Origin of the sequence: Methyloferula stellata AR4, from assembly GCF_000385335.1 — a bacterium.
GTDB classification, from domain to species: domain Bacteria; phylum Pseudomonadota; class Alphaproteobacteria; order Rhizobiales; family Beijerinckiaceae; genus Methyloferula; species Methyloferula stellata.
In genome coordinates this window covers 1878456-1901417 of record NZ_ARWA01000001.1, presented here as the reverse complement: position 1 = coordinate 1901417, position 22962 = coordinate 1878456, and the positions used below count along the sequence as shown (strand labels likewise).

The window sequence follows — 22962 nt, the reverse complement described above, 5'->3', positions numbered from 1 at the left end:
CGGCTTGACGGCAGGGGGCCGGCTTCTTACGTTGCAGCCGAACAGTCGCGGGAATTGGCCCGCCTCCTCGAACGTTAAGAGATAAAAATGGCCACTGTGAAAGTCACGGACGCCAACTTCGCCAATGAAGTTGTCGGAGCCACTGGGCCTGTCGTTGTGGATTTCTGGGCGGAATGGTGCGGTCCCTGTAAGATGATCGGCCCGTCGCTTGAAGAAATCGCCGACGAGCTTCAGGGCAAGGTCACCATTGCCAAGCTCAATGTGGACGAGAATCCGGGCGTTGCCGGCACCTATGGCATCCGCTCGATCCCGACCTTGATGATCTTCAAGGATGGTAAGCTGGCCACTCAGAAGGTCGGTGCAGCACCTAAGGGCGAGCTCAAGAAATGGATTTCGGACGCGCTCTAATCGCGTTATTTCTCGTCCAGGACTCGGAAAGGACCTCGAAAGAGGTCCTTTTTGCTTGGCTTGACCCAGGGCACGGCAGGCACCGGGCCGAGCGGCCATGACCATCTATACGGTCAAGGAAATCTTTCTAACCTTGCAAGGCGAAGGCGCACAGGCAGGCCGTGCCGCCGTGTTCTGCCGCTTTGCCGGCTGCAACCTCTGGTCGGGCCGCGAGGCAGACCGCGACGGCGCCATATGCCGGTTCTGCGATACGGATTTCATCGGTACCGATGGGCAGGCCGGCGGCCAGTTTACGTCGCCCGAGGCTTTGGCCGAGGCGATTGCCAAAATCTGGGGGCCGGACGCAGCCGGCCGCTTCGTCGTTTTCACCGGCGGCGAACCTTTGCTGCAATTGGACGAGGCCTTGCTCGACGCCATGCACGGCAAAGGCTTTGAAGTGGCGGTCGAGACCAATGGCACGGTTTTGCCGCCGAAAGGGCTCGATTGGGTCTGCGTCAGCCCGAAGGCCGATGCGCCTTTCGTTGTGACCTCCGGCGACGAGCTGAAGCTCGTCTTTCCGCAGGAGGCTTTGATGCCGGACGCCGTCGGAGATCTTCATTTTAAGCATTTCTGGCTGCAGCCGATGGACGGGCCGCAAATCGCGGCGCATACACAGGCCGCCATCGCCTATTGCCTGAAGCATCCGCGCTGGCGGCTCAGCCTTCAGACGCATAAGTTCATCGGGATTCCATGAAGTCCGTTCAATGAAGATCGCTCAATGAAAATCGTGCAAGCCTTCAGCTTCGAAGCGGCGCATCAGCTGCCGAACGTGCCCGCGACGCATCGCTGCCACAATATGCACGGCCATTCCTATCGCGTGGAATTGAAGCTCGATGGCCCGGTTGATTCGTTCACCGGCTTCGTCGCCGACTTCTTCGACATCGAAGCGGCCTTCGGCCCTTTTCTGCACAAACTCGATCATCATTGCCTGAACGAGATTTCAGGGCTTGAGAATCCGACCGCCGAAAATATCGCCGTCTGGATTTGGGAAAAGGTCAAACCCGCTTTGCCGCAATTGGCGAGCGTGATCGTTTTTGAGACGCGCGACTGCTGGGCGGAATATGACGGACATTAATTCCAATCTGAACAGGGGCCGCACCATTGCGCGGTGGGTATTGGCGATCATCTATTTCGGCGCCGGGCTTCTGCATCTCTATTTCGCCGAAGCGCTGTTGCAGATCGTGCCCGACTGGGTGCCGTTCGCACGCCATGTCGTTTTCTTCACCGGCCTATGCGAGATCATCGGCGCCGTCGCGCTTCTGACCCGCAGCCTGCGGCACGCCGCGGGCATCGCCTTCGCCCTTTATGCTTTGGCCGTCTGGCCCGCGAACATCAAGCAGGCGATCGAGGGCATACCGCTCGGCCAGATGCAGCTCGGCTGGTGGTATCACGCGCCGCGCCTCGCCTTCCAGCCGGTCTTGATCTGGTGGGCGCTCTTTGCCGGCGATCTCATCACCTGGCCCTTTGGACGAGGCCGCGATCCTCAGAAGGCCGAATGAAAAGCCTCCCGCGACGCTTTGCGTCCGGGAGGCTTTCAATTTCACTGGCTATGACGATTAGCGGTCGCGGTCGTATGAACCGTCGCGAACGCTGGAGCGGCCGGTGTTCATTTCCATATTGCGTTCATGCGCGCGATGGTGCCCATAAGCGCAGCCCGCCGCGGCGCCGATGCCGCCATGGCCGACCATATGGCCCGCGATGCCGCCGACGATCGCACCGGTCATGCAGCCAGCCGCAGCCGGAGCCACCGACGTCACCGACGCAAGACCAAGAACCACCGGGATCAAAAGCAGTTTCCGCATAAATCTCTCCTCTGGCGCCAGAGCGCGACGAGTGGGGATGGGCAGCCTCGGCTGCCTCTCGCTCTAGCTGTGACAGGCCAACTGTCTCAAAGCGAAATGGTTCAGGTTTCGGAAACAATCTTCGAAACTTTTGACCGATCACTCCGGCGGCGTGCCGTTCAGCTTCAACACGGCGCCTGCGAGAAACAGGCTTCCCGCGATCAGAATGCGCGGCGGCACGCGCCATTCGCGCACCGCGAGATAGCGCAAAGCCGATTCAACGCTTTCGCAAGCCGCCGCCGGAATGCCGACCTCCGCCGCAGCGGCAGAAACCTCGCGCGGCGTGCGCGCGAGCGCCTGTTCGGCTTCGACAGGCACGGCGAGCACTTCTTGCGCGAGTCCTGCGAAGGCCCGCAAAAACGCGGCCGTATCTTTCGATGCCAAGGTCCCGCAAATCAATATCAGCGGGCGCGGCACCTTATCTTCGAAATCCGCCATGGCCTGGCCCAGCACGCGGCCGCCATCTTCATTATGGCCGCCGTCGAGCCAAATGTCGGCACCTTCCGGCGCGAGATCCACCACCTCGCCTTTCGTGAGATGCTGCAGCCGCGCCGGCCATTGCGCCTGTGTCATGCCCTTCTCGAAGGCCTCGACCGGCAGATCAAGATTGAGGCGGCGCAAAGTCGCGATAGCCGCCGCTGCATTATTATATTGATGCCGGCCCGGAAGCCGCGGCAGCGGCAGATCGAGCAAGCCGTCGGTATCCTCGTAGATCAGCCGGCCGTTTTCCTCGCGCCCCGTATAATCCTGTCCGGCGACCCAATAAGGCGCGCCGATGCGCAGCGCCTCGCGTTCGAGCACGGCGAGCGCATCCTCCTGCTGCGTGCTGAACACGGCGGGCGCGCCCGCCTTCAAGATACCCGCCTTCTCATAAGCGATCTTCTCGACCGTGAAGCCCAGATATTCCGGATGATCGAAGGAGACCGGCGTGATCGTGGTCGCCGCCGGATGCGCGATGACATTGGTCGCATCGATGCGTCCGCCGAGGCCGACTTCGAGCAGCAGAAAATCAGCCTTGTGCTCGCTGAAGATCTTGAACGCCGCCGCCGTCGTGATCTCGAAGAAGGTGATCGGCAGGCCCTTGTTGAGCTTCTCGCAATCGGTCAAAGCCGCTGCGAGCTCGACATCGCCGACAAGCCGTCCGCCGCCTTCATGCGCGAGCCTGATGCGCTCGTGAAAGCGCACGAGATGCGGCGACGTATAGACATGCACGCCCTTGCCCGCCGCTTCCAGGATCGCGCGCATGAAGGCGATCGTCGAGCCCTTGCCATTGGTGCCGGCCACATGGATGACCGGCGGCAGGCGCTCTTGCGGCGATCCCATATCCTTGAGCAGCCGCTCGATCCGGCCGAGCGACAGGTCGATCTTCAACGGATGCAGAGATAGAAGACGCGAAAGGATCGAGTCCCAATGATCCATCAATTATCCTTAGCCGCGCTCTTTACGCAGCTTCCGCGGCATGCGGCTGCGTGAGCAATCCGCAGAGCCGCGCGAGGGTTGCACGCAGATCATGGCGCTTGACGACCATGTCCACCATGCCATGCGCTTCGAGATATTCCGCCTTCTGGAATCCGTCCGGCAGGGTTTCGCGGATCGTCTGTTCGATGACGCGCGCGCCGGCAAAGCCGATGACGGCGCCGGGTTCGGCGATATGAATATCGCCCAGCATCGCATAAGACGCCGTGACGCCGCCCGTCGTCGGATTGGTGAGCACGACGATATAGGGCAGCTTCGCCGCGCGCAGGCGCTGCACAGCGACCGTCGTGCGCGGCATTTGCATCAGCGAGAACATGCCTTCCTGCATGCGCGCGCCGCCGGACGCCGTGAAGATGATGAAAGGCAGTTTGCGCTGCACCGCCGTCAACATGCCGGTGACGATAGCTTCGCCCGCCGCCATGCCGAGCGAGCCGCCGAGAAAGTCGAAATCCTGCACCGCCGCGATCACCGGGATCGTTTCGATCTTGCCCGCCGTCACCGTCACGCAGTCGGGCGTGCTGGTCTTCAGGCGGTTTTCCTTCAAGCGATCGGTATAGCGCTTCACGTCCTTGAACTTGAGCGGATCAAGCGGCACCTCCGGCGTCGCGATCACCTCGTAATGCGCATCGTCATAGAGCGCGCCGAGCCGCGCCTTCGCCGGCATGCGCATATGATAGCCGGAGCCCGGCACGACGAAGAGATTGGCTTCGAGATCCTTGTGAAACACAAGCTCGCCGCTCTCGGGGCATTTCACCCAGAGGTTTTCCGGCGTCTCGCGGCGCAGGAAGGACCGGATCTTCGGCGGAACCACATTCGCGATCCAATTCATCGCAACCTCGGTTTTCGGTCTTGGAGTTTCAGCCAATTTACGAGCCTCTAAGTCTGGGCGCCCTCGCCCTTCGATGCTTCGACCCTTCGAGACGCCGCTTTCAGCGGCTCCTCAGGGTGAGGGCGTTGGTCATATAAGGCATCCCCTCACCCTGAGGAGCATGCGCAGCATGCGTCTCGAAGGGTCGGGATCATGCTCTTATTTACCGCATGATCTATCCGAAAAGTCGGGCCAACTTTTCAGGACCAAACGTCACGCCAACTCTCTCTTCGCGCTCTTCACGCCCTCGGCGATCTCGCGCACCAGCGACGTCACCGCCTCGACCGTCTTGCCCGTCGCTTTATTGTCGGCATCGAGCGAAGCCCGCAACACCTCCACAATGGCCGAGCCGACGACGACGCCATCGGCCTCGCGCGCGATCGCCGCGGCGCTTTGCGCATTCTTCACGCCGAAGCCGACGGCGACCGGCAGATCCGTATGGCCCTTGATCCGGCGCACCGCCGAAGCGACCTGATTATAATCCGGCACCGCCGCGCCGGTAATGCCGGTGATCGAGACATAATAGACGAAACCGGACGTATGCGCGAGCACAGTCGGCAGGCGCTTGTCGTCGGTCGTCGGCGTCGCGAGACGGATGAAGGCAAGCCCCGCTTCGAGTGTCGGCAAGCAAAGCTCACGGTCTTCCTCGGGTGGCAGATCGACGACGATGAGCCCATCGACGCCCGCCGCCTTGGCATCGGTCAGAAAGCGCGCGACGCCGTAAATATAGATCGGGTTGTAATAGCCCATTAGCACGATCGGCGTCGCTTCATCGCTGCGCCGGAAATCGGCGACGAGCGTCAGAACCTTGGCGAGCGTCGTGCCTGCGTGCAGCGCGCGCAGGCCCGCCTGCTGGATCGCCGGGCCGTCCGCCATCGGATCGGTGAAGGGCATGCCGACTTCGATCACATCGGCGCCCGCCTTCGGCAGCGCGGTGAGGATTTCGAGCGACGTGGCGAGATCCGGGTCCCCCGCCATCACGAAAGTGACGAGCGCGGCGCGGCCCTCCGCCTTGAGGGTTTGAAATCTTTGGTCAATCCGGGTCGGCATGGGGGTGGGTTAGCATAGCGGGGGGCAAGGGGGAAGGGGAGGCACCAAGACGCGTCGAGCCGCCGAGGTTCCGGCTCTTTGTCGTAAGTTAGTTCAAAGTAACAAATGCAGATAGAAGTAATTAGTGCAAGCGTACCGCGATCGCCTCAATCCACTCGCGAACCTCATTCCGCGACGTTCCACCATCTTGGTAAATTGCACGCTGTTCGATCTCAGCCGCCGTCATTTTCCGCATGAGGAATGCACAAATGATTCGCTTGCATGGACTCTCTGCCATTCCAAGGATTGGCTTCGCTTCATGGTCAACTGGCTCAAAAATTAGGCCGGTGGCACGGGCCGCTGACAGTAGCGGAGCTATTGTCCTAGCCATTCGCACGTAGTCTAAATCCGTACCGGCAGGAAGTACAATACGGCCCCCCGTTTCACGAGCGATTACGTCAGGGTGAATATAATTATCTATGCATCGCTTTCTAGTCAGAAACGCTGTGACGTTTGGAAGACCCTGCATCTTCTGAAGCCATTCGGTTTTTTGGGTACTAACTGGAACCGCCTGAGCGCTTCGATCTGAATCCTGAATGATGATCTGATGGATACCTAGTTTCTCAAGATAACGGCGCTCAATCCAATCCATAAGGGTGTGATCTCCTCCACCGATCGTCCAGAAGATTGCCCCATCATCGAGGGCCTCAACTTCTCCGGCTGCGGCTAAGACGGAAGCCATCGAGCGAAGAGCGTCAATATCATTTTTCCCTTCAACAAGTACGGCAACTTTGAGCCCAGTGGTCCGAACAGGATCGGGTAAAACGCCTAATGCCGCAGCAATCTCCGCATATACGTCGGCTGACCCTGAGCGAACGCGAACATCTCCTGTGTTTGGCTCGCGATCAATATAGCGAAGACTATCGAGTGGAACGAGGCCAGCAAGCGCGGGAACATGTGTGGTTAGCAAAACCTGATCGCCCGCCTCTGCGAGTTCACGAAAAGCACGAATGATTTGTTCTTGGCTGTCAGGATGCTGAGAGGTCTCAGGTTCTTCAATTGCGTATACAACACGCCGACCCGGAATTCCTCCCGCCATCGCATCGACGCGTCGTTTCTCGGCCTCAGCCTGAAAAAAACTTAACAGTATAAGCCGACGAACGCCTGACCCGCGCTTATTAAGCGGAATACCATCATCGGCTTCCAAATCCAATTTGAAGATATTTTTCCACGGTGGCTTCTTGAATTTCGGCTGAAGAGTCGATGCAAGATTCGGAAATGTCGCTTGTAACTTCGCAAGGGTTCGCTCTGCAGTTTCCTGCGCCTTCTGTCGAACTTGATCCGTGATGGCATCCAATTCGGTGACAAGCTGATCCAATGCCAGCTCGATCGCAACCTTCATCGGATTCTGGACCTCAGGGTCCTGATCATTGCTGGGACGATCTGACTGGAACAGCGCGAAGATCGGTATGTAATTCTGGAGCGAAGACCAGATTGCTTTGCCGTTGTCTTCGTTCAACGGCACATCACGTGACTGAAGCTGTAAATCGGCGTGCGCCTGATATATGGCGTAACGCATTGAAGGGTTTTCCGTTTGGTTGCAGTTATTTTCCAGCCTCTTGTCTTTGATAATTGCCTTCAAATCTTTCTGGGCTTTTTGAAGAATCTGCGCAACGTCAGGCGCTGTCGGATGCACCGCATGTGCGAATACCGTGGCTTTCGGTGCCTGTAGTGCACAATTGAAAGCTTTATGAATTTCCAGGTCTCCATCGCCGTTCAACAGATACTCATTTGCCAATCTAGTTGGAGCCTTCGAATCCAGAATGAGTTCCGCGGGCAGATCCGCGAAAACGACACCGATACGAACGTTTTTAGAGTCTCCGCCCTTGCTGGCATCGGCGCTTTCGATCTTCACAGTCCCACCCTCGAAAAATATGTCAAGGGCCTCGAGAAGAGTCGACTTTCCCGCGTCATTCTTGCCAATAAAGGCTGTCAGGTTAGATACGGGAACAATTGTACGCGCCTTATATGCGCGAAAATTCTCTAAAATAATTGTTTTAATAAACACCGCGCCCCTCCCAAGAGTGGCCAGCTACGCGCTGATGTTTAAACCTGCGATTGTTTAACGTCTCCGTCAATAAGAAACGGATCAAATACAGCAGACATCGCAACGGTGTCCCGTCATCAACGCAAGATTATCGCCGATTGAACTACGAGCTTTGAGCTTGTTTCACCGTACGATCTTATCCAACAAGCCTCCAACTTTCGGGACACTCCTCAGCACGGCTTCCTCACGCCAAACACCATGCAGCCGCCCTTGCCTTGCGATCGCGGCCGCGCGCGCTGATGCTCGGCGCGTTCGCGATGGCGCGGGCGCTCCTGCTGCTGGCGCTCTTGCGGATGCTCTTGAAGATCGTCCTGCTTCAAGGGCTGCGATTGCGCCGCCGGCTTCTCGCAGGTCGCCGGATCGTCCGGGTTGCATTCGATGGCGACGCATTTGTCGCCATCGGGTTTGAGGCCGCGGTCGCAGACGAGCGGGCACACGCGTGACGCCTGACCCTGCACGGCCTTGAGCGCTTCGGGCGTCGCCGCCGTCACGTCGAGACTCGTGCCGGCATTCTCGTTGAAACTTTGCAGCGCGCGGCGCGAGCCCTCGCGCCACTCCGATGTCGATGGGCCGGGATCGCAGCCGACGCGGCGCAACTCCTCTTGAAGCTGGCCGGTGAGCAGCATGCCGCGTTCGCGCCGGGCGCGGTCGGCGAGCGGTCCGCCCGCGATCTCGCCCGCTCTCACCTTGGCGAGATAGGCGTCCCAGGCCTCGACGGTGCCCGCGGTCTTGGCCTCGTCGAAGGCCGATTGCGGGTTTTGCGCGGCGACGAGCTTGGCGCGTTCGCGCTTGGCCCGGTCGGCCAAGGGGCCGGATTGATAGGTCCCGGCCGTGACCTCGGCCAGAAACTCGTCCCAGGCCTCGACCGTATTCGCCGCCTTCGCCTGATCGAAGCCGAGGCGCGTGTTCTCGGCCGCAACGAGTTTGGCGCGCTCCTGGCGCGCCTGATCGACGAGCGGACCGCGTTGCACTTCGCCCGTATCGACCTTGGCAAGAAAATCGTCCCAGGCCTGGATCGTATTGGCGGTCTTCGCCGCGTCGAAGGCCGGCTGTGTCTCCTGCGCGGCGATGAGCTTCGCCCGCTCCTGGCGCGCCTGATCGGTGAGCGGGCCGGCTTGAACCTGACCGGCATCGACCTTGGCCAGAAATTCGTCCCAGGCCTGCACGGTATTGGCGGTCTTGGCTTCGTCGAAGGCGATCTGCGGGCTTTCGGCCGCAACAAGATTCGCGGGTTCCGCTGGCGTCAGAGCGGCCGCCGGCGCGGGCTTATCGCGCTCGGCCGTCTGCTGCTCGGCCGGACGCAACATGAACCAGGCGAGATCGAAGCCGCCGGCCAGGCCCGCGACGATGAGCACGGTCGCCCAGCGCGGCCAAGCCTTGCGCGGCTTCGCCTGCGGCCCCTTGCCTGCCGCGGACTTGCCCGCCGCGGACCAGTTCAAACCCGGCCGGTCCGTCACGACAGGACCGCCTTACCCAGATCACCCATCAATTCACCCGACTGTGTCACAAGCAATTCATCGAACCTAGGGTCCGGACCTAATCAGCCGATCCCTCATCCTGAGGAGCGAGCAAAGCTCGCGTCTCGAAGGATGAGGGTTTTGAGCCGCGGATAATTACGTCCGAACCCTAGCATAAGCCAGATAGGGGGTCATCGGCCGCGCCGATGCAGCCTTTGCAATACGCACAGTGACGAATAGGCTCGCGCGCGATGTACGGGCGCACACATCGCATGGACCTATCGCCGGACCAAAGGCCTAAGCCCTCTCTTTTCGCCGACATTATCGGAGCCGATCATGCTCGACCTCGTGCTGGCCATAGATCATCACCTTCTGATCTTCGCTCTGTTCGGCGTGCTCGTCGCCGAACTCATCCTCGTGCGGCGCGGCATGGATCTGGCGACGGTGGCGCAGATCGCTAAGATCGACCTCTGGTATGGCGTGCTCGCGGGCCTCATCATCATTGTCGGCTTCGCGCGGGCGATCTACGCCGCCAAAGGCTGGGACTATTACGCGCATAACGCCTTCTTCTGGGCGAAGATCGGGACCTTCGCCGCGATCGGCCTGCTCTCGCTGCCGCCGACTTTCGCCTATATCCGATGGCGCGGGGCAAAGGTCACGCCGAGCGATGCGCAAGTGAGCGGGACGCGGCTTTATCTTTGGCTGGAAGTCGGGCTCTTCGTCCTGCTCCCCGTTTTCGCGGCGGCCATGGCGCGAGGCTATGGCGAGTTCGGCTGACCGGCGGCCGGCGTATCATTCTCCTTCAAGCTATATACGTTATAACACAATATATTGTCATTCTCTTATGATGGCATGAATGCCACAGCCTTGATTTTACCTCTGGTTATAAACTTTAATTGCATAAACTCAGGTTCACATAGCAATATAAATATCTATATACCATCACGGTGATTTGCGGGCTCGGTCAGAGCCGCACCGGGGTGGGGGATTAAGGATGGATAGGGTTCGCTTTGCGAAGAAAACGGTCCGCAATCGGCGGACGGAACAGAGGGTCAGGACACGGATTTTCTGCCCATCGCGTTCCGGACTCTTTGCTTTGGCGGTCGCAGCAACAGGCCTCGCCGCCGCCCTGCCCGCGCAGGCCATGGACCTGGCCGCTCCGCAAATCCCGTTCCTTCCGATGCCCTTCTCCGTGACCTCCGGCATGGACGGCACGATGGATCACGGCAGCATGGATCACGGCACATTGGGTCATAGCCATATTCCGGCCGGCGTCTTCGGCGGCGGCATGGTCGGCGCTGGCGGCTTCATGCTGAGCTACACGCCGATGTTCATGCATATGGCGGATAATTACGTCGGCAGCTCCACGGTGTCGGACCGGGCGATCTTGAACACGAAGACGCCCGCGCCGGTGATGATGGGCGGCATGGCGATGAACTTCTATCGCATCGTGCCGACCTCCATGGATGTGCAGTCGCATATGTTCCACGCCATGTATGGCGTGACCGACTGGCTCAATCTGATGGTCATGGGCTCTTTTCTCCAAAAGAGCATGACCATGACCACCTATAATATGAAGGGCACCGGGATTGTCGGCTCGTCCACGGCGCAAACATCGGGCATAGGCGACACGATGGTGACGTCGCTCTGGCGGCTTTATCAGGACCAGGTCCATCATCTGCATCTGAATTTCGGTTTGAGCCTGCCGTCCGGCAGCACGACCGAACAGATTTCGATGTTGAGCCCCATGGGAAGCTATATGAACATGCGCGCCAATTACGGCATGCAGCTCGGCACGGGCACGGTCGATTTTCTGCCGGGCGTGTCCTATACGGGCCATATCGCGCAATGGTCCTGGGGCATGATCTATCGCGGACGCTTTCCGCTCGGCGACAATTCCGAGGGCTATCGCTACGGCAATCTGAACGAATGGAGCGGCTGGGCCGGCTATACGCTGATTCCGGGCATCACTTTGACAGGACGCGCCGTCGGCTCGATCCAGGGCCAAATTCATGGCGCCGATTCGCAGATCTCGGGGCTTATGCAGGGGACCAATCCGGCCTTCTACGGCGGCAAGCGCATCGATCTTTTGGGCGGCATCGAAATGGACGGCGCGCCGCTGGGTCTCGGCCCGGCGATGCATCTCGATGTCGAAGGCGGCGCGCCCGTCTTTCAGGATTTGAACGGCCCGCAATTGGGCCGCGCCTGGCAGCTCACCGTTGCCGCCAGACTCGGATTCTGAGGCTTGGCTTTAAGATCGGAGCATGGCTGACGTGTCTTTCACCTTTTTGTCGCGGCGCTCTGTCCTGACGGGCCTCGCCGCGGGCGCGTTCAGTCCGCTGGCGCCTTCGGCCTTCGGCAAGCCCGTGGCCGATGTCGAAATTCTCTGCGCGCCAACGGTCGCCTCGATCGTCGTGGCGCGTCTCTTCGATGCGGGCGCGCTCGCACCGGTTCTGCCCGAGGCGAGCTTTCATCTCTGGCACGATACGGATGAATTGCGCGCGGCGACCGTCGCCAATCGCTCGAAGCTCTTCACGACGCCGACCCATGTTCCGGCCAATCTCGCCAATCGCGGCCTGCCGTTGAAGCTTCTCGCCGTGCTCGGCATGGGCCATCTGACGATCGTCAGCAGCGACCACACGATCGCGAGCCTCGCCGATCTCGCCGGCAAACCGGTGCTGGGCTTCTTCCGAAACGATATGCCGGATCTCGTCTTTCGCGCCGTGGCGCATATGGAGGGGCTCGACCCCGACAAGGATTTCAAGCTCACCTATGTCGGAACGCCGATGGAGGCCGCGCAAATGCTCGCGGCGGGACGCGCCGAGACGGCCATTCTGTCGGAGCCGCCAGCGACCGTCGCGATCATGATGGCAGCGCATCAGGGGCGCGAGCTGTTCCGCGCTTTCAATCTGCAGGACATATGGATCAAGCATAAAGGCGGCGACGGCATTCCCATGGTCGGGCTCGGCGTGCATGAAAGCCTGATCGAAGCGGCGCCCGAGCTCGTGCCGCTCTTGCGCGACGGGCTCCCGCAGGCGAAAGATTGGGTCTTCGCCAACCGGCCGGAGGCGGCGGCGCTCGCCGAAAAACTCATGCACTATCATCAGCCCATGTTCCTCGGCGCGCTCGATCATTCGCAAATCAAGATCATGTCCGCCAAGGCCGCGCGCGCAGGCCTTGAAGATTTCTACAAGGTGATCATCGCGCTGCAGCCGGCCGCGCTCGACGGACACCTGCCGGACGCCTCTTTCTATCTCGATCTATGAGACTGGCACCCGCACGCCGCGCTTTGTTCGCCGCGCTCGGGCTTTGCGTTCTTGTCGGGCTTTGGCAATGGGCCTTTATCCTCGGTGGCCCCTTTGTGATGCCGGCGCCCGCCGAGGCTTTCGCGCAAGCCGTCGATCTCATCCGCGCAGGCACCGTCTGGCAGCCGGCCGGCGTGACCACCTGGCATGTGCTGCTCGGATTTACGCTCGGCGGCGCGGCCGGTCTCCTCCTCGGCCTATTGGGCGGCGCGCATGATGATCTCGGCATTGTGCTCGAAACGATCTCGACCGTGATCCTCGGCATCCCGCCGATCATCTGGATCGTGCTGGCCTTGCTTTGGTTCGGCCCGCAAGGTCTCGTGCCAACCTTCACGGTCGCGATCGGCATTGCGCCCGTGGTCTTCGCGGGCGCCTTCGCGGGCATCCGCTCATCGCATGCCGAATTCGACGAGCTCGCGGCGGCCTTCGATGCACCTTGGCGCCAGCGCTTCTTCGAGATCAAACTGCCGCAGATCGCCGTGGCGCTTCTGCCTGCGCTTGCAACCGCGCTGGGCTTTGCCTGGAAGATCGCTCTGATGGCCGAGGTCATCGATGCCGGCAGCGGCATAGGCGGAAAAATCGCCGATGCACGGAGCCATCTCGACACGGTGGAGACCATGGCCTGGGTCGTCATCGCGCTCGCTCTCTTGCTGGTGACCGATCTTCTGTTGGCGAAGGCCGCGCGCGCCGCATGAAGCTCGAACTCGAAGCAATCGATATCCAGCTCGGCGGCAAGACCATCCTCGAAGGAGTGGATCTCGCCATCGCAGGCCCCGGCCTCACCGCCATCATGGGACCGTCGGGCGTCGGCAAGACGACTTTGCTGCGCGTCATCGCAGGGCTTATTCGGCCGGATGGAGGCCTGCGGCGTGTCGAAGCGAAGGTGGCGGTCATCTTTCAGGACGCCCGGCTTCTGCCTTGGCAATCTGCCTTGGACAATGCCGGTTTCGGCCTGCGGGCAAGCGGCATGAGCCGCGATATAGCCCGCTCCCACGCGGCGGCGTTGCTCGAAAGGCTCGGCTTCTCAGCCGAGGATCAGATGAAGCGCCCGCGTGCTCTATCGGGCGGCATGCGGCAGCGCGTCGCAATCGCGCGCGCGCTTGCGATATCGCCCGATCTCCTTTTGATGGACGAACCCTTTACCAGCCTCGATCTCGGGCTTCGTGCCGACCTTCAAAATCTCGTGCGCGGAATCGTGGACGAACGAAAGCTCGCCGCGATCCTCGTGACGCATGATCCGATCGAGGCCGTGACGCTCGCCGACCGCATCGTCGTGCTCGGCGGGCAGCCTGCGAAAAAGCTGGCGGATTTGCCAATAGCCGCGCGTCCGGGTAATGCGGCCGAAGCCTATGCGGCCGCCGCCGGTCTCATGCGCCGGCCGGAGGTGGCCGCGGCCTTCAGGCCCTTCGCCTCCCAAGACGCGCGATGAACGTGCTAAATTGGGGCGAAGGAAAAAACGGAACCTGACAATGAGCTTGGAAGATACAGTCGCACGGCTCGCGGGCCTCGAGGTCGATCTCATCGACCGCATCTGGGGATTGGTGCAGCAGGAGGAAGACGCGTTCGAGGCCATCTCTCGGGAACTCGTCGCCAATCCCGACCATGCGGACTTACAGAATTTCATCAATCACGCCATGACAGGCGTGCTGCTCGCGGTAGCCTTTCACCGCTTCCGGGAAACGATGAAGCCGTTTCTGTCGCTGGATGAAACAAAACACGCGTTCAAACTGATGACCGAGGCCAAAGCCAGAAATGTCGTCGATCATTGGCGCGAGCCGCCGGAAAAGCCCCTCGCCTGATCGAGGCTGCTAGATCGGGCGTCATATGAGGCCGCAGATGGAAGCCTTCGCCTATCGAAACGATCCGGCGATTCCGCATTTCGCCGACGATCTCCCGATCGTGATCTTCGATGGCAAATGCATTTTATGCTCGTCCTTCGTCCGGTTCATTCTCTGCTTCGATAAGCACCGCCGTCTTCGCCTGCTCGACGGCGAGACGCCGCTCGGCCAGATGCTGTTCAAGCATTTCGGGCTCGATCACGTCGATTATGAAACGATCATTCTGCTGGAGGACGGCCGCCCCCAGCTGAAATCCGACGGATCGATCCGCATCCTCGAAATTCTCGGGCTCCCCTGGTCGCTCGCCGCAATTGGACGATGCCTTCCGCAAGGCCCGCGCGACCGGCTTTATGAATTCATCGCCAGAAACCGCTATCGCTGGTTCGGGCGGCGCCAAAGCTGCTATCTGCCCGACCCCGCAATGGCGGATCGCTTCATCGCATGACCGGAAAAGCGATTCTCATTCTCGGCGGCTATGGCACATTCGGCGGCCGCCTCGTCCGGCTTCTCGAAGATGAGCCGCGCCTCACCCTCATCGTCGCCGGCCGCTCGCGCGCCAAGGCCGAGGCCTTTTGCAAGAGCCGTGGCTCGGTCCGGGCAAGGCTGATTGCCGAAGCTTTCGATCGCGACGGCGACATCGCTGCGCAGCTCGCCGCGCATAAAATCGATCTTCTCGTCGATGCGAGCGGCCCATTCCAGGCCTATGGCGAGGGGCAATATCGTGTCATCGAAGCCTGCATCGCGCAGAAGATCAATTACGCCGATTTCGCCGACGGATCGGATTTCGTCGCCGGCATTGGCGCTTATGATGAAGCGGCGCGCGACGCCGGGCTTTTCGTGCTCTCGGGTGTATCGAGCTTTCCGGTCCTGACGGCCGCCGTGGTGCGCGCGCTTTCAGGCTTCATGATAGAGGTCGATCACATTCGCGGCGGCATCGCGCCATCGCCTTTTGCCGGCGTCGGGCTGAATGTCATCCGCGCCATCGCGGGCTATTCGGGCCAAAGCATCTTGCTGAAGAGAGGCGGCAGGCTCGTCGAGGGCTTTCCCCTGACCGAGCACATGCGCTTCACGGTACGCCCACCAGGCAACGTGCCCTTGCGCAACACTTTATTTTCGCTTGTCGACGTGCCGGACCTTCGCGCACTGTCGGAGCTCTGGCCGGAAGCACAGACGATCTGGATGGGCGCGGGCCCGGTGCCGGAGATCTTGCACCGTGCGCTGATCGGCCTCGCTTGGCTCGTGCGCTGGAGGCTCATCGCAACTTTGACGCCGCTCGCGCCGCTCATGCATTTCGCGACCAATCATCTGCGCTGGGGCGAGCATCGCGGCGGCATGTTCGTCGAGGTCGAGGGCAGAGATGTTTCGGGCAAAAGGCTGAAACGCTCCTGGCATATGCTGGCCGAAGGAGACGACGGCCCGCTCATCCCATCGATGGCGGTCGAAGCCATCGTGCGCAAATGGCTTGAGGATGCACCGCCCGAGCCGGGAGCCCGCGCGGCCATTCGCGATCTCGAACTTCAGGATTACGAAAAACTTTTCGCCACGCGGCGGATCCATACCGGCGCCAGAGACGACCAGCGCGACGAGCACCTTGGCCTTTACGCACAAATTCTAGGTTCCGCTTGGGAGGTGCTTCCGGCGGAGATTCGCGCGATGCATGGCGACATCGTGAGGGCCAAGGGCCGCGCCAGCGTCCTACGCGGGGCCAATCCGCTAGCAAAACTTGTCGCGCGTTTGATGCGCTTTCCTCAAGCCTCGGCCGACACGGAGGTCTCGGTCCATTTCGATCGCTCGGCGAACGGTGAAATCTGGGCGCGCCGGTTCGGAGATGACGGCTTTTCGAGCCGGCATTTCGCCGGGACGGGACGCGCCGAAGGCCTTGTGTGCGAGCGCTTCGGGCCTTTGACTTTCGCCATGGCACTTGTGGTCGAGCGTGAAAAGCTAGCACTCGTCTTGCGGCGCTGGAGCCTTTTGGGTCTGCCGCTGCCGATGTGGCTTTGTCCGCGCTCGCGATCTTATGAAACAGTCGAAGACGGCAAATTTCATTTTCATGTCGAAATCAGCCACCCTCTGACGGGTTTGATCGTGCGCTATCGGGGTTGGCTTGAGCCGCGCGACGAGACAGCCAAATGAAAAGGCCGGTCCAAGGACCGGCCATCATATTCACTATGTGAGCCGCTCAATTGATCGGCCTGCCGAAAAGCGGTTCGTCGTCGTCCGAGGCGTCGCGCGTCCCGGCGCTGTAATAGCCCGCGAAGAACGGCGTCCCGACGCCATCGATCGGATCATAGACGCCATATCTATAGCCATTGACCGCCGAGGTGGGCGTCCAGGCCCAGGAGCGCACGGAATCGTCGATCACAGCCTGCTGAACCGGATTGCCGTAAGGTCCATAATAGCTATGGGCGAGACGATAGCGCTCCGCGCCGGCCTGAATGCTTGCAGGCAACGGATAGAAGCCAAGCCCGCTCTTCCTGTCGCCAACGAGATCGACATAGCGCCGGCCATGCCGAAAGGTTACGCCCGTTTCGACATGCGCATAGCCGACATGACCGCGCGGACCGTGCCCGATGTCGCGATAGCTGCTGCGGCCCGTGTAAAGGCGGGCTTTCGGTAGAGCTAGCTCTCCCTTGAAAGGCTCGAATTTGAGCGTCTCGCTCTTCACCGCGTCGCCACTGGCCTTGCCACTCGCGAGCTGCGCACTCTGGATCGTCACTTGAGGCGCGGCGGAAGCCGCGACGGCCGAAGTCACGAGCGCGGCGAGGCTCGCCGCCAGCAGAGTTTTCATACCCATTGCCATTCTCCACTTGTCGCCACTTTTCGAATGGTGACAGCTCTATAACGGCTAAGGTACAGGCGAAGTTCCAATCAACGGGGCATGGCTATGGGCGAAAAAGATGCAATAGCCCTGCAACCTTTGGGGATGATGTCTCTCTCCCCGCATCATCTCATCCGAAAACTGCGCCTTTTCGGGATGATGTCTCTATCCGCCGCATCATCTTGTCCGAAAAGTCTGCAACTTTTCGGGATGATGCTTAACGCTCGACGATGGTCTCGACCTTCTGCGTGATCTGAGTGCCTGTCGCGTCCGGCGTAAAGTCCATCGGCACATCGAACGTGTGGCCACAGCCGACCAAGGTCCAGGTTTCCCACCAGGGGCGGAATTTAGCGCCGATGCCGGGGTCCGGCGTCGCCGGATCGCGCAGACCGAAACCTTCAAATCGCGTGTTGGTAATGATGAATTGTTCGCAATCCTTCTGCTTCAGGCCAGGACCGGTCGTCGCATAGGGAATCGCATCACGCTGCAGAAGCAAATTCGCATGTGTCATCCCAGGAAGCCCGGCCGTCATTTGCAGCTTGCCGTCGGCCGCCACGAAAAAACTCAGGTTGAGAATCGTATCATTGCCGCAGCCTTTGACGGGAAACCGCTCCCACCACGCGCCCGCCGTCGGAACTCCGTCCGGGCCAAATGTGATCGACTGGACCGGGCTTATGGTTGTCTCAGGCGATTCAAGCGTCGGGCATTTTTGGAAGACTTCTTTCGGGAAGACACCCAGCGCCTTGTTCAAGACCTGCTTGTGAATATCCGACGCCAGATATTTTTGAAAAAGCGCCCGGTCGAACGTCGGCGTTTGCGCTTGCGCGCCAAACGCAAAGCACATTGCGGCAAAGAATGAGAGAGCCCGTGCAGCCCCGCGTTTCAGCCGCCCTACTCCGCCGCCGTCTTCGCGCCGCCAAAGCGCCGTTCGATATAATTATCGACGATGGCCTTGAACTCGGCGGCTATGCCTTCGCCGCGTAAGGTCATCGCCTTTTCGCCGTCGATGAAGACCGGCGCGGTCGGCGTCTCGCCGGTGCCCGGCAGCGAAATGCCGATGTCGGCATGTTTCGACTCGCCCGGTCCGTTGACGATGCAGCCCATGACTGCGACATGCAGATTTTCGACGCCCGGATAACGCGTGCGCCAAAGCGGCATGCCTTCGCGGATATAGCTCTGAATATCGCGCGCGAGCTCCTGAAACACCGTCGAGGTCGTGCGGCCGCAGCCAGGGCAAGCGGCGACAAGCGGAATGAAGGTGCGAAAGCCCATGGTCTGCAGCAATTCCTGCCCGACCTTGACTTCGAGCGTCCGGTCGCCGCCGGGCTCGGGGGTGAGCGAAATGCGGATCGTGTCGCCAATGCCTTCCTGCAACAGAATGCCGAGCGCCGCGGACGAAGCGACGATGCCCTTCGAGCCCATGCCGGCCTCGGTGAGGCCGAGATGCAAGGCGTAATCCGTGCGCATCGCCAGCATGCGATAGACCGTGATCAGATCCTGCACCTGCGAGACTTTGGCCGAGAGAATGATGCGGTCCTTGCCAAGGCCGATCTCTTCGGCCCGCTTGGCCGACATCAGCGCCGATTGCACCATGGCCTCGCGCGTCACGGCGCCCATGTCGAGCGGTGCGCTGGATTTCGCGTTCTCGTCCATCATGGCCGTCAGGAGGTCCTGATCGAGCGAGCCCCAATTGGCGCCGATGCGCACCGCCTTGCCATATTTGATCGCGGTTTCGACGATGGTCGAAAACTGCGTGTCCTTTTTGTCCTTGAACCCGACATTGCCGGGATTGATCCGATATTTGTCGAGCGCCTCGGCGCAGGCCGGATGCTCAGCCAAGAGCTTATGGCCGATGTAATGGAAGTCGCCGATCAAGGGCACGTCGCAGCCCAATTGCAGGAGCCGCTCCTTGATATGCGGCACCGCGGCGGCGGCCTCATCGCGATCAACTGTGATGCGGACAAGTTCGGAGCCTGCCTTGGCGAGCGCTTCGACCTGGGTCACGGTCGAAGCGATATCGGCCGTATCCGTATTGGTCATGCTCTGGACGACGATCGGGGCGCCACCGCCGACCATCACGGCACCGGAACCCGATCCGACGCGCACGCCGACAGCAGTGCGGCGCGGTTTGGGGCCGGAGGCGAGCGGTTCGGAGGAAAAGCCCGAAAAAAGAGAGGCGACGGTCATGGATGCCCTTAGGGTTTCCGAAGCGGGACGCAGGATCAGGCTCTAACAGTCAATCATGACCCCAAAGCCACGATGGAAGAGGTGATCAATCACACCGCATCCGTCAAGCAACGGATTTTGGCGGCCCATCACTGAAACTTTATCGCAAAGAGCGTGTTGGGCCAAGCTTATGGTTGAAAAGCGTTAATCGGCCCCAGCCAAGATCCCCGCATATATGGCGCGATCTATATTGGCGCCCGTCAGGATGAGGCCGACCCGCCGGCCACGCTGACGCTCGCTTTCCTGAATGAGCGCCGCGAGCGGAGCCGCAGCCGCCCCTTCAGCCATATTATGTGTGTCTTCGTGGATCACGCGGATTGCGTGGCGAAGTTCCGCGTCGGAGACGCGGATGACGCGGGCAGCGCCAGCGCGGATAAGCTCCAAAGCGTCCGGATTGGGGACCCTGACCGCCAAGCCATCGGCCAGCGTCTTTGCCGTTTCCGTCGTGACGACCCTGCCCTGCTCGAAGCTCTGCGCATAGCAATCGGCCTCGGTCGAGACCACGCCGACGATCTCGGTCTTGAGACCGAGCAAGTCCCGCGTGCGGATCAGCCCGCAAATGCCGGAGCCGAGCCCGATCGGCACATAGACCGTGTCGAGATCGGAGAAAGCGCTAAAGAGTTCGAGCGCATAGGTCGCGACACCGCGTACCAGTTCGGCATGGAAGGACGGCACCATCAAAAGCCCGCGCTCCTGCGCGAGGTTCATCGCCGTTTGCCGCGCGTCATCGAAATCGCGGCCGGACTCGATCAGCTCGGCGCCGAAGGCGCGCATGGCGGCGTTCTTCTCGGTGGAATTGCCCTCCGGCACGACAATGACCGCTGGAATGCCGGCGCGGGTCGCGGCGAAGGCGATGCTCTGGCCGTGATTGCCGCGCGTCGCGCTGACAAGACCCTTCGGCGTCTCGCCCGATTTCACCAATGTGTCGACATAGACGAGCCCGCCGCGCACTTTGAAAGCCCCGGCAAACGTGTGGTTTTCATGCTTGACGACGGTGAAGGCGCCGGTGCGCTTGGCAAGCAATGGCCACGCATATTGCGGCGTCGGCGGCATGACCGCATGAACGATGGCACTCGCGGCCTCAAGCGCTGGAAGATCGAACAAAAGGAAATCCGGTTGGAGATGAGGGCGTCATTGCGAGCGAAGCGAAGCAATCCAGACAGCCGCTTAGACAATTGCATGGATTGCTTCGCTTCGCTCGCAATGACGGCTCGGCGATTTAGGCCTGACTCTAGCTCGCCTGATCTTCCGTCAGATCGACCAGCGTCATGCAGTCGATCTCGCATTCGACCGCGCGGGCGAAAGTCTCGACGTCCTGATGATAGCGCTGCACGGTCCAGGCCATATCGCCACGCAGGATGAACGTGACCTTTTTATCCTGGATTAGAAGCACCCGGCGCGGCGCGGACCCAGCGGCCTTGTAGCATTTGCCTGGGAGGACTCTCTCGGCTGAAATGGGCATGTCCACCTCCCTCGATTTCGGGGTATTTTTGATGGACTGCCCCCTTGCGTCAAGCTTTGATCGCTCTTTGGCGCCCAATCGGGCCCAAAACGCCTCATTTCCCTTGCCGGAACGCGGGGTTGTTGCTATCTGAGCCTTCATAACCCGCTTTTTCCCGCCGTCTCGCGCCGGCCCGCTGTTTCAGCGGTGGTTCAGTCGCAACGCCGACTGACGCCGGTGGGAAAAAGCACCATTCATTTTTGACCGCCGGCGCCGCCTGACTTCAGGCATTTCAGGAGACCATATGACTGCAACCAGCACCTCGTCGCCGTCGCGCGAGGATTTTGCCGCTCTTCTCGAGGAGACTTATGGCGAAAACGAAGCCTTTGAAGGCTCCGTCATTAAGGGAATTGTCGTTGCCATCGAAAAAGACGTCGCCGTGATCGACGTCGGATTGAAGACCGAAGGCCGCGTTCCCCTCAAGGAATTTCAAGGACCAGGGCGCGAAGGTGCCCTCAGTGTCGGCGATGAAGTCGAGGTCTATCTGGAGCGCATCGAAAATGCACTCGGCGAAGCCGTCATCTCGCGCGACAAGGCTAGGCGCGAGGAGAGCTGGATCAAGCTCGAAAAGGCGTTCGAAAAGCAGGAACGCGTCGAAGGCATCATCTTCAATCAGGTCAAGGGCGGCTTTACCGTCGATCTCGACGGCGCCGTGGCCTTTTTGCCGCGCAGCCAGGTCGATATCCGCCCGATCCGCGACGTGACACCTCTCATGCAGGTGCCGCAGCCCTTCCAGATCCTCAAGATGGACCGCAGGCGCGGCAATATCGTCGTCTCGCGCCGCACCGTTTTGGAAGAATCCCGCGCCGAGCAGCGCCATGAAATCGTCGCCAACCTCGAAGAGGGCCAGGTGATCGACGGCATGGTGAAGAACATCACCGATTACGGCGCCTTCGTCGATCTCGGCGGTATCGACGGCCTTCTGCATGTCACCGACATCGCCTGGCGCCGCGTCAACCATCCGAGCGAAGTGCTCACGATCGGCCAGACGGTCCGGGTCAAGATCATCAAGATCAACCACGAGACGCACCGCATCTCGCTCGGCATGAAGCAATTGCTCGAGGATCCGTGGCAGGGCATCGAGGCGAAATATCCGATCGAGGCGCGCTTCCATGGCCGTGTCACGAACATCACCGACTATGGCGCCTTCGTCGAGCTCGAGCCCGGCATCGAAGGCTTGATCCACGTTTCGGAAATGTCCTGGACCAAGAAGAACGTGCATCCCGGCAAGATCGTCGCGACGAGCCAGGAAGTCGACGTTCAGGTTCTCGAAGTCGATCCGGTCAAGCGCCGCATTTCGCTCGGCCTCAAGCAGACGCTCGCCAATCCGTGGGAAGTCTTCGCCGAGAAATATCCGGTCGGCAGCGAGGTCGAAGGCGAGGTCAAGAACAAGACCGAATTCGGTCTCTTCATCGGTCTCGACGGCGATGTCGACGGCATGGTCCATCTCTCGGATCTCGATTGGACGCGTCCGGGCGAACAGGTCATCGACGAATATAAGAAGGGCGATATCGTCAAAGCCAAAGTGCTCGACGTCGATATGGAAAAGGAGCGGATATCGCTCGGCATCAAGCAGCTCGCCAATGCGCCGGCCACGGCCGCAACAACGGCTGCTCCGAAAACGGCGGAAGAGGCAGCGGCAGCGCCCGGCGGTCCCGATCTCAAGAAGGGCGTCGTCGTCACCTGCGAAGTCACCGAGGTCAAGGACGGCGGTATCGATGTCGTCGTTTCGGGCACGGATCTGACGTCCTTCATCAAGCGCGGCGAGCTTGCCCGCGACCGCGCCGATCAGCGTCCGGAACGCTTCGCCGTCGGTGAAAAGGTGGATGCCCGCATCACCCAATATGATCGCCGTACCCAGAAGGTGACGGTTTCCATCAAGGCGCTGGAAGTCGCCGAAGAGAAGGAAGCCATTGCCCAATATGGTTCGGCCGATTCGGGCGCTTCGCTCGGCGACATTCTTGGCGCCGCCCTGAAAGCCCGCGATACCGACACGCCTGCCAAGAAGGCCGCGGCGAAGAAAAAGGACGAATAGGCGCCTTCCTTCGC

The 22962-nt window shown here is 60.6% G+C and carries 24 protein-coding genes; 13 read left to right on the top strand and 11 right to left on the bottom strand.

From position 1 onward, the window contains the following. The first annotated feature begins 87 nt into the window (after positions 1-87). From trxA to A3OQ_RS0109345, 4 genes are all read left to right on the top strand, one after another. Positions 88-408, top strand: a complete 321-nt coding sequence (gene trxA / locus A3OQ_RS0109360; protein ID WP_020175126.1) for a thioredoxin TrxA — start codon at positions 88-90, stop codon at positions 406-408. A gap of 97 nt (positions 409-505) precedes the next feature. Further along, positions 506-1141: a 7-carboxy-7-deazaguanine synthase gene (queE, locus tag A3OQ_RS0109355; protein ID WP_020175125.1), complete on the top strand. Its 636-nt coding sequence runs from the start codon at positions 506-508 to the stop codon at positions 1139-1141. Between the two features lie 24 nt (positions 1142-1165). Next, on the top strand, positions 1166-1522 hold the full coding sequence (gene queD / locus A3OQ_RS0109350) for a 6-carboxytetrahydropterin synthase QueD (RefSeq protein WP_020175124.1): 357 nt from the start codon (positions 1166-1168) through the stop codon (positions 1520-1522). Beyond that, positions 1509-1946, top strand: a complete 438-nt coding sequence (locus A3OQ_RS0109345; RefSeq protein ID WP_040579979.1) for a DoxX family protein — start codon at positions 1509-1511, stop codon at positions 1944-1946. Before queD ends, A3OQ_RS0109345 begins: the two co-directional genes overlap by 14 nt. 57 nt (positions 1947-2003) lie before the next feature. On the opposite strand, the gene A3OQ_RS0109340 is transcribed toward A3OQ_RS0109345, so the two are convergent. The 6 genes from A3OQ_RS0109340 to A3OQ_RS21895 all read right to left on the bottom strand — a co-directional run bounded on the left by A3OQ_RS0109340 (position 2004) and on the right by A3OQ_RS21895 (position 9225). Next, positions 2004-2249 (bottom strand): hypothetical protein, encoded by a 246-nt coding sequence (locus tag A3OQ_RS0109340; RefSeq protein ID WP_020175122.1) that lies wholly within the window; start codon positions 2247-2249, stop codon positions 2004-2006. A gap of 138 nt (positions 2250-2387) precedes the next feature. Next, a complete protein-coding gene (locus A3OQ_RS0109335; RefSeq protein ID WP_020175121.1) occupies positions 2388-3707 on the bottom strand; it encodes a bifunctional folylpolyglutamate synthase/dihydrofolate synthase in 1320 nt (439 codons plus the stop codon). 22 nt (positions 3708-3729) lie between these two features. Then, positions 3730-4593 (bottom strand): acetyl-CoA carboxylase, carboxyltransferase subunit beta, encoded by an 864-nt coding sequence (gene accD, locus A3OQ_RS0109330; RefSeq protein ID WP_020175120.1) that lies wholly within the window; start codon positions 4591-4593, stop codon positions 3730-3732. 252 nt (positions 4594-4845) lie between these two features. Continuing rightward, the gene (gene trpA / locus A3OQ_RS0109325; protein ID WP_020175119.1) at positions 4846-5682 is read right to left on the bottom strand and encodes a tryptophan synthase subunit alpha; all 837 of its coding nucleotides are present in this window, start codon (positions 5680-5682) and stop codon (positions 4846-4848) included. A 121-nt stretch (positions 5683-5803) separates the two neighbouring features. Further along, positions 5804-7729: an ATP-binding protein gene (locus A3OQ_RS21900; protein ID WP_020175118.1), complete on the bottom strand. Its 1926-nt coding sequence runs from the start codon at positions 7727-7729 to the stop codon at positions 5804-5806. A 209-nt stretch (positions 7730-7938) separates the two neighbouring features. Beyond that, positions 7939-9225: a hypothetical protein gene (locus A3OQ_RS21895; protein ID WP_020175117.1), complete on the bottom strand. Its 1287-nt coding sequence runs from the start codon at positions 9223-9225 to the stop codon at positions 7939-7941. A 336-nt stretch (positions 9226-9561) separates the two neighbouring features. Between A3OQ_RS21895 and A3OQ_RS0109310 the strand changes: the two genes are divergently transcribed. The 8 genes from A3OQ_RS0109310 (at position 9562) to A3OQ_RS0109275 (ending at position 16501) form a co-directional block, all read left to right on the top strand. Continuing rightward, complete coding sequence (locus tag A3OQ_RS0109310; protein ID WP_020175116.1) at positions 9562-10002, top strand: DUF2214 family protein; 441 nt, start codon at positions 9562-9564, stop codon at positions 10000-10002. 319 nt (positions 10003-10321) lie between these two features. Continuing rightward, positions 10322-11467 carry an alpha-amylase gene (locus A3OQ_RS23525; RefSeq protein WP_152428376.1) on the top strand — a complete coding sequence of 382 codons (1146 nt, stop codon included), beginning with the start codon at positions 10322-10324 and terminating at the stop codon, positions 11465-11467. Positions 11468-11489: 22 nt separating this feature from the next. After that, the gene (locus A3OQ_RS0109300; RefSeq protein ID WP_020175114.1) at positions 11490-12491 is read left to right on the top strand and encodes an ABC transporter substrate-binding protein; all 1002 of its coding nucleotides are present in this window, start codon (positions 11490-11492) and stop codon (positions 12489-12491) included. Then, positions 12488-13225: an ABC transporter permease gene (locus tag A3OQ_RS0109295; protein ID WP_026595673.1), complete on the top strand. Its 738-nt coding sequence runs from the start codon at positions 12488-12490 to the stop codon at positions 13223-13225. Before A3OQ_RS0109300 ends, A3OQ_RS0109295 begins: the two co-directional genes overlap by 4 nt. Continuing rightward, complete coding sequence (locus tag A3OQ_RS21885; RefSeq protein WP_020175112.1) at positions 13222-13959, top strand: ABC transporter ATP-binding protein; 738 nt, start codon at positions 13222-13224, stop codon at positions 13957-13959. The genes A3OQ_RS0109295 and A3OQ_RS21885 overlap by 4 nt, the downstream gene beginning before the upstream one ends. 40 nt (positions 13960-13999) lie before the next feature. After that, positions 14000-14329, top strand: a complete 330-nt coding sequence (locus A3OQ_RS0109285; protein ID WP_020175111.1) for a hypothetical protein — start codon at positions 14000-14002, stop codon at positions 14327-14329. Positions 14330-14366: 37 nt separating this feature from the next. Then, positions 14367-14813, top strand: coding sequence for a thiol-disulfide oxidoreductase DCC family protein (locus A3OQ_RS0109280; RefSeq protein ID WP_020175110.1), 447 nt, complete (start codon positions 14367-14369; stop codon positions 14811-14813). After that, on the top strand, positions 14810-16501 hold the full coding sequence (locus tag A3OQ_RS0109275; RefSeq protein ID WP_020175109.1) for a saccharopine dehydrogenase family protein: 1692 nt from the start codon (positions 14810-14812) through the stop codon (positions 16499-16501). Before A3OQ_RS0109280 ends, A3OQ_RS0109275 begins: the two co-directional genes overlap by 4 nt. Positions 16502-16547: 46 nt before the next feature. Here A3OQ_RS0109275 and A3OQ_RS0109270 read toward each other — a convergent pair whose 3' ends face one another. From A3OQ_RS0109270 to A3OQ_RS0109250, 5 genes are all read right to left on the bottom strand, one after another. Continuing rightward, complete coding sequence (locus A3OQ_RS0109270; protein WP_152428375.1) at positions 16548-17162, bottom strand: hypothetical protein; 615 nt, start codon at positions 17160-17162, stop codon at positions 16548-16550. A 241-nt stretch (positions 17163-17403) separates the two neighbouring features. Further along, complete coding sequence (locus A3OQ_RS0109265; RefSeq protein ID WP_020175107.1) at positions 17404-18030, bottom strand: hypothetical protein; 627 nt, start codon at positions 18028-18030, stop codon at positions 17404-17406. Positions 18031-18077: 47 nt separating this feature from the next. Next, complete coding sequence (gene ispG / locus A3OQ_RS0109260) at positions 18078-19373, bottom strand: flavodoxin-dependent (E)-4-hydroxy-3-methylbut-2-enyl-diphosphate synthase (RefSeq protein WP_020175106.1); 1296 nt, start codon at positions 19371-19373, stop codon at positions 18078-18080. Positions 19374-19556: 183 nt separating this feature from the next. Next, positions 19557-20516 (bottom strand): threonine dehydratase, encoded by a 960-nt coding sequence (locus A3OQ_RS0109255; protein WP_020175105.1) that lies wholly within the window; start codon positions 20514-20516, stop codon positions 19557-19559. Between the two features lie 127 nt (positions 20517-20643). Further along, on the bottom strand, positions 20644-20874 hold the full coding sequence (locus A3OQ_RS0109250; RefSeq protein WP_020175104.1) for a hypothetical protein: 231 nt from the start codon (positions 20872-20874) through the stop codon (positions 20644-20646). 283 nt (positions 20875-21157) lie between these two features. On the opposite strand from A3OQ_RS0109250, the gene rpsA reads away from it, so the two are divergent. After that, positions 21158-22948: a 30S ribosomal protein S1 gene (gene rpsA / locus A3OQ_RS0109245; RefSeq protein ID WP_020175103.1), complete on the top strand. Its 1791-nt coding sequence runs from the start codon at positions 21158-21160 to the stop codon at positions 22946-22948. Positions 22949-22962: the final 14 nt, after the last annotated feature.